This window comes from Petrachloros mirabilis (assembly GCF_975968855.1).
On the sequence record NZ_CDLUDY010000005.1, the window covers coordinates 1 to 4,980 of the forward strand.

5 protein-coding genes are annotated in these 4,980 nt (G+C 55.6%); 2 read left to right on the plus strand and 3 right to left on the minus strand.

Features of this window, described 5'->3' with window-relative positions:
- A partial coding sequence (locus ACWVCN_RS00230; protein WP_455243489.1) for a TonB-dependent receptor occupies positions 1-1,451 on the plus strand: 1,451 nt, incomplete at its 5' end.
- Positions 1,452-1,607: 156 nt separating this feature from the next.
- The gene (locus ACWVCN_RS00235; RefSeq protein ID WP_455243490.1) at positions 1,608-2,141 is read left to right on the plus strand and encodes a DNA-3-methyladenine glycosylase; all 534 of its coding nucleotides are present in this window, start codon (positions 1,608-1,610) and stop codon (positions 2,139-2,141) included.
- Positions 2,142-2,220: 79 nt separating this feature from the next.
- Here the strand turns inward: ACWVCN_RS00235 and ACWVCN_RS00240 are convergent, their stop codons facing one another.
- The 3 genes from ACWVCN_RS00240 to ACWVCN_RS00250 form a co-directional block, all read right to left on the minus strand.
- Positions 2,221-2,589: a hypothetical protein gene (locus tag ACWVCN_RS00240; protein WP_455243491.1), complete on the minus strand. Its 369-nt coding sequence runs from the start codon at positions 2,587-2,589 to the stop codon at positions 2,221-2,223.
- A gap of 200 nt (positions 2,590-2,789) precedes the next feature.
- Positions 2,790-4,616, minus strand: coding sequence for an ATP-binding protein (locus tag ACWVCN_RS00245; RefSeq protein ID WP_455243492.1), 1,827 nt, complete (start codon positions 4,614-4,616; stop codon positions 2,790-2,792).
- 71 nt (positions 4,617-4,687) lie between these two features.
- On the minus strand, positions 4,688-4,980 hold a 293-nt coding region (locus tag ACWVCN_RS00250; protein WP_455243493.1), incomplete at its 5' end, for a phage holin family protein.

Here is a 4,980-nt window from a genome sequence, read left to right on the forward strand (position 1 = left end):
GGGAAGGGTACTACACGAACGGCCCTTTTCAAAACGACAACCGGTACTTCCGCGGCAATCTGCTCGGCAAGATGACGATGAATCCGCTGAAGAGGGATGAGTTGAGTGTGACAGGCACCTTCCATAAGTCTCAGTGGAACGGATCGGGGGAGATTCCACTGCGTGCGGTGACCGATGGCGCGATCGACCGGTTCGGGTCCATTGATCCCTCCGAGGGAGGGAAGACGCAGCGCGCCACAGCCAAACTCAACTATCACTACGACGACACATCAGGCGGGCGGTTCTTCGCGAACGCCTATGCGCAGTACTACAAGTTCGATCTGTTCACCAACTTTACCTTCTTTGCTGACGACCCAGTCAACGGTGATGGGTTTCAGCAGTCTGATCGTCGAATCCTCTACGGAGGGGGCATCGGCTATCGGCAGGAAGGCGAACTGCTGGGTATGCCGGTAATCGGCACGGTTGGATTTCAGAGTCGCATCGATGACGTTCATACGCGGCTTGGACCGCAGGTCCAACGGAATCCCCTCGGGACGACCATCGACACCGATATCCTTCAGGCCTCCTATTCACCGTTTTTTAAGGTTGAATTGCACGCGACTTCATGGATGAGGTTTTCGGGAGGAATTCGGAGCGAGCTCTTTACGTTTGACGTCCGTAATCGGTGCGAACCGTGCGCGGACCAGCCGGCCGGCCGTACGACGTCGGCCCTGATCTTGCCGAAAGCCAATCTCATCTTGGGGCCATGGGCCTCAACAGAATTCTTCCTGAATTACGGCGAAGGTTTTCATAGCAACGACGCTCGCTCGGCTGTAGCCCAAGCTGCGTCGCCGCTGGCCCGCTCAAAAAGTTATGAGTTCGGAGTCCGTTCGAAGCCCTGGGGGCCTGGTGGTTTAGAATTGGTAGCGACAGCCTGGCAGGTGGATCTCCAGAATGAGCTGGTATTCGTCGGCGACGAAGGAACGACGGAAATTCGAGGAGCCAGCCGGCGCCAAGGAATAGAGTTCGCGGTGAGGGGACGGATTTGGGGTCCGCTCTCGATGAACGGCAGCGTGACCTATACGAAAGCTGAATTTCGCGATGGCGGGGCGATCCCGTTGGCGCCTGAAGTAACGGCATATGGGGCCTTGCTTCTCAAATGGCCAAAAGGGCTTACATCGCAATTACAGGCCACCTATCTGGGCGTGAGGCCGTTGAGCGAGGATCGGAGCATAAAAGCACCGTCGTGGGTCGATGTCGACCTTTCCGAGCGGTATCAATTGCCTGTGAAGTTGCCTTATGGTCGGTTGGAGGCCTTTCTGTTTGTGCAGAATCTGCTTGATACCAAGTGGGAACAAGCGACCTTCTTTTTCCGGTCACAGCTTCGGAACGAAACGCTCCCGGTTGCTGATATCCATTTTGTGCCCGGGAATCCAAGAATGGTCATGGGCGGTCTTGCCTGGTACTTCTAGCAGCCATCTGAACGTGCTTCCTGGCGCCGTTCTCTGTCGTGCTCCCCCGCTCGCATACAAGATAAAGTACGCGTGTCGCAGCTTCCTTCTCTGCCGCCTTGCCAGGTGCCATTTTGTGATTGCTGCAATACAATAGCAGCGAAAGAGGCTGATCCAGTGAAAGGAACAATTCTTCCTCGATCGTATTTCAACCGTTCGACGCTGGTCGTCGCGCGTTCGTTGTTGGGAAAGTATGTGGTTCGGCAAAATGGTGAAGGAACGGTTGCGGGAAAGATCATTGAAGTGGAGGCATACGTCGGTCCACACGACAGGGCTTGTCATGCGTCCAAGGGGCGGACGGCAAGGACGGATGTCTTATTTGGTCGACCGGGAACAGCCTATGTATATTTCATTTACGGAATGTACCACATGCTGAACGTGGTAACCGAGCGGCTCGACTATCCCGCTGCCGTCCTCATCAGGGCGATCGAGGTCGATGGCACGCTTATCGATGGACCGGGAAAACTCTGCCGTGAGTTGGACATCGATCGTTCATTGAACCGGATCGATATGACTCTGGGCGAGCATTTGTGGTTTGAAGATCGTGCTCGCCAAATCGCGAGGAGCAAGATTGCGGTGTTGCCGAGGATCGGTGTTGATTATGCGGGCGAATGGGCAAGAAAGCCGTATCGGTTCAGGATCGTCGAGTAGAACAGTAAGGCTGGTTGGAAACAAGAAGAAGGGGCGTGACTATGGAGGCCACGCCCCTTTTGTGCGTCATAAAGTTCGCTTACTTTACGCCCTGGCTGGCATCCGCCTTCGTGGCGGAGGTTACCGGCGGCGCAATCTTGATCTGAGGACCGGAGACTTTCGGCAGACGCCCCGCACCTTCGCTGCCGGTGATACGGTCATTGTTGGTTTTCTTCAAAGCCTGGCTGGAGTGTTTGTCATCGAAGGCAGCCGACTTGAGCAGCGTGGATTCCCCACGAGCATCGGACTGTCCGGGATCATTGGCCGTCGGTTGGCCGGTGACCGGGCTGCCGCTGTTCTTCATGGGATAGCCTTCATGCTTGGGGAGCAGCGCTGGATTGGCCGAAGCCATGGATAGCGCAAACAGGACACCGGAGACTGCTGCAACAGTGCCGAATACGAGCTTCATACCCCTTCTCCTTTGAATAATGGTGGCTGAAGGATTGCCGTGAATAATGTTCTCTCACAATAGTCGAATCAAGTGCGCGCGATCATAGCCATTAGGGCCTGCTTCTGTCAAGGCAGAATTCCATTCAGATCTCTTCTTAAAACAAAAGCAGAGCAAGACCGTTATGACGAAAAAGATATTTAAAAACAGAGAGGTAGGAGCTAGTGACTGCGACGTGGCGGGCGACGCCCGCGCCCGCGATGACGGAAAGCCGGCCCACGGCTGACACCTGGGAGGCGGATCGTCACGGTTGTTCCTTCTTCTGGGGCACTGCCAATGGCAATGGATCCGCCATGTTCTTCAATGATCTTTTTCACTGTCGCAAGACCCAGCCCTGTTCCCGCTCTCTTCGTCGTAAAGAAGGGTTCGAACACTTTGTCGACGATCTCCTCTGGGATGGGAGCCCCGTCGTTTTTAATCAGAATCTGGTCTTCGATGCTGCGGCCGGCTCGGTGCTGAGTGACCTGGATCGTCAGATGTCCTCCAGGAGTCATGGCTTCGCAGGCATTCTTGAAGATGCTCAAGAACACTTGCTGAAGTTTCGCTTCATCGCCGCGAATAGGAGCGAGGACTGCCGCGTATTCTTTAGCAACTTGGATTCTGGTGACCTCCAAGTCGGTCGCCAGGACGGTCAGGGCGCTTTCGATGACTTCAGGGATGCGGACGAGGCGGCGGTTCAATTCGAGCGGTTTGGCAAAGTCGAGAATCTCGTTCAGGATTGCTTCAACGCGGATCAAATCGCGCATGGCATTCTCGACGCGCGTCTGCGGGTCGAAATCGAGAATCCCTTCCCCGGTGACTTCCTCCAATTGGGCTCGAATTGAGCCAAGCGGCTCGCGAATCTCCGTAGCCAGAAACGCACTAAATTCTCCAATGGCAGCCTGGCGCTCCTGTTTTCTGATAACAGGTTCAAGCGGGAGAGATGCCTGCGCCTCCGCCGCTATCGTGGGGCCGCCGTTTCCACTTGCCGATGTCGGAGGTGACTGCGCCGGTGCCGGTGCTTGAAGAAGATCGGCCAGCCTGAGGATGATCGGTTCAAGGGTGCGGGCGTCGGTAGGATGATAACGGCCGGCGTCACGGGAGGCCAATGTGAAAGTTCCCCCGACTTGTCCCCTGACAAAGAATGGGAGGGCCAGCGAAGATTGGAACCTATCCTTGAAAAGCTGCTTGTGATCCAGGAAGCGTCCTTGCGTGGAAGCCAGATCATGGTCGACGCGCGGTTTCCTGTGACGGATAGCCCATCCGGCTGCCGAACTATCCAGCGCCAGACGAAGGCCAGGTTTCAAATCCTTCTTCCCGTCCTTGTGTTCGCTTTTCAAGTCTCCCGTCATTCCAACGACTTCGACATTTCCCGCAATAGGATCGTAATGACAGACCCAGGCTCTGTCATAGGGGACAATTTCGTTGGCTTCTGCCAGTACCCCCGCGATCTTATTTTGAAGCTCCGGTGTGACGTGCGAGACGGGAGCTGCGAACATCTCCGCCGGGGTCTGAGCGGCAGAGGCGGGTTCGTTCGAGACGAGGGGACGGCTGAGTACGACATTCATGTCGAAGAGACCTTCGCGCTCCAGGGCCTTGGTAATCTCTTCGCTGGCCTGCTCCATCAAGGCTTTCTCTTTTTTCGTGAAGGTAGCGGTCTCTTTCCTGCCGATGACAAGGAATCCGTACGTACGATTGCGATTTTTGAGCGGGGCGCCTAACAGGGATTTTGCGCCGGGGGTGATCAAGCGGAGCCGCATAGTCTTGCCGGTCTCCTGCTCTTGGGGAGAGCCGTTGGGAAGAAGGGATGGTGCGGACAACGTGCGGAGTATCGCGTGTACTTCGCGGGGAGTAAATCCTCGCGCTGAATGCCCGACCAAGGGACCCTTCTCGTGATGGAATATGGCGGCCATAGCCGCATCGACCGGCAATTCAGTCAAAACAGAAGTCAGCGTCCGTTGGAGATGGGTTTCCGGGGCTGGTTTGCTCTGCGGAGCTGTTGTGGTCATCAGTTCGTAGGGGGAAAATATTCACGCATTGTAGCAATGCGGCCGGGGCAATTCAATGAAAAGACGGATGGCTAATCTTGCGGATTAATGATCTTCGGTTGCTGTGGCTCCGTGGAACGAATCTCAACCTGACGGCGGTCGCCGATCATGAAATTGAGCACGGCAGTGGCCACACTGATGACGAGCGCGCCACCGATGGCTGACCAGAAGCTGGCGACGGTGAATCCTTTAACCAGATAAGCTGTGAATTCGAGCAGTAGTGCATTCAAGACGACGAGGAACAGGCCCAATGTGACCACGATCAAGGGGAGTGTAAGCACGAAGAGGATGGGGCGAAGAATCAGATTGAGGATGGTGAGAACCA